1 protein-coding gene is annotated in these 1,290 nt (G+C 64.7%); it reads left to right on the top strand.

The features are described from left to right. On the top strand, positions 1-1,155 hold a 1,155-nt coding region (locus FXV83_RS41000; RefSeq protein ID WP_148745713.1), incomplete at its 5' end, for an IS701 family transposase. Positions 1,156-1,290 lie beyond the last annotated feature (135 nt).

Below are 1,290 nucleotides of genomic sequence, written 5' to 3' on the forward strand. Positions count from 1 at the left end.
GGCGAACGCAAGAGCGTTGAGCCGATGGCGGCGCGGACGGCTCCGGCGAGGACGTCGGCACAGCATCAGTCGCTGCTGCATTTTATCGGCAACGCGGCCTGGTCGGACGAGGACGTACTGGCCAAGGTGCGCGAGATGGTGCTGCCATCGATCGAGAAGAATGGACCGATCGAGGCGTGGATCATCGACGACACCTCGTTCCCCAAGCAGGGCAAGCACTCGGTCGGCGTACACCACCAATATTGCGGCCAACTCGGCAAGCAGGCCAATTGCCAGGTCGCGGTGTCGCTGTCGATCGCCCATCACTCTGCCAGCCTGCCGGTGGCCTATCGGCTGTATCTGCCACAGGAATGGACCAAGAGCCGTGCACGGCGGAAGAAGGCAGGCGTGCCGAAGCAGATCAAGTTCAAGACCAAGCCACAGATCGCACTGGAGCAGATCCGCTGGGCCTGCGAGGCCGGCCTGCCGCGCGGCGTCGCGTTGATGGATGCTGCCTACGGCAGGGACGCGCGGCTGCGTGCCGGCATGACTGAGTTGGGCGTGCCTTACGTGGTCGGCATCGTGCCGACCATCTTGATGTGGGCTCCTGGCACTGGCCCGCGCCGCATGGACAAGCCGATGAACAACACCGGCCGGCGCGACGAGCCTGACTTGGTCTCGGCCAAGACACTGGCACTCGGTCTGCCGAAACAGGCCTGGCGCACGGTGACGTGGCGGGAAGGCTCGGCCGAGCGGCTGTCATCGCGCTTTGCGCGCGTGCGGGTTCGTGTCGGCTACAACAAGCTGATCCCCGAGGACGCGTCGCCGGAGTGGCTGCTGATCGAGTGGCCCGAGGGCGAAGCCGAGCCGACCCGGTACTGGCTCTCGACGCTGCCGGAGGACATCAGCTTCGAGCGGCTGGTCGATCTTGCCAAACTGCGCTGGCGCATCGAGCGTGACTATCAGGAGCTCAAGCAGGAGGTCGGGCTCGGTCATTATGAGGGACGCGGCTGGCGCGGCTTCCATCACCACGCAACTCTGTGCATCGCAGCCTACGGGTTTTTGATCGCCGAGCAGGCGACGATTCCCCCCTCAGGACCTCGTTCCGCCGCGCCGGTCCAAGTGCCTCCCTTACCCGATCATTATCGCCCCAGAGGATCCGCCCACGCGGCCTGAACGCCATGTCCCGAATTCGATCGCTTCAATGCGCGCCCGCTTGGTCCGGGCGCTTATCAAAACCATGATGCGATGTCCTTGCTGCGGCGCCATTGCCTCGCCACCCACGCGAACGAAACCCATGACGCAGTAAGA

It is taken from the genome of Bradyrhizobium hipponense, assembly GCF_008123965.1.
Classification (GTDB): domain Bacteria; phylum Pseudomonadota; class Alphaproteobacteria; order Rhizobiales; family Xanthobacteraceae; genus Bradyrhizobium; species Bradyrhizobium hipponense.